At 57.6% G+C, this 451-nt stretch carries 1 protein-coding gene; it reads right to left on the reverse strand.

What is annotated here, in order from left to right; translation table 11 throughout:
* Positions 1-451 (reverse strand): GTP-binding protein (locus MB824_RS11735; protein WP_238745227.1); only part of this gene is annotated, 451 nt, incomplete at both ends.

Genomic DNA, 451 nt, shown 5'->3' on the forward strand with positions numbered 1-451 from the left:
TACTACGGTACCGCGGCCGGAGATGGAGAATACGTCTTCGATCGGCAGCAGGAAGGGTTTGTCTACGGCGCGTTCGGGAGTGGGGATGTAGCTGTCCAGAGCGGCGGCCAGTTCGTAGATTTTTTCTTTGTATGCGGCATCGCCTTCCAGGGCTTTCAGTGCGGAACCTTGGATGATCGGGATGTCGTCACCGGGGAATTCGTAGCTGGAGAGCAGGTCGCGGATTTCCATTTCTACCAGTTCGAGCAGTTCGGCATCGTCAACCATGTCGCATTTGTTCATGAATACGATGATGTAGGGTACGCCTACCTGACGGGCCAGCAGGATGTGCTCGCGGGTTTGCGGCATGGGGCCGTCGGCAGCGGAGCATACCAGGATTGCACCGTCCATCTGGGCGGCACCGGTAATCATGTTTTTCACGTAGTCGGCGTGTCCGGGGCAGTCTACGTGG

The organism is Kingella pumchi (assembly GCF_022288825.1).
Taxonomy (GTDB): domain Bacteria; phylum Pseudomonadota; class Gammaproteobacteria; order Burkholderiales; family Neisseriaceae; genus Kingella_D; species Kingella_D pumchi.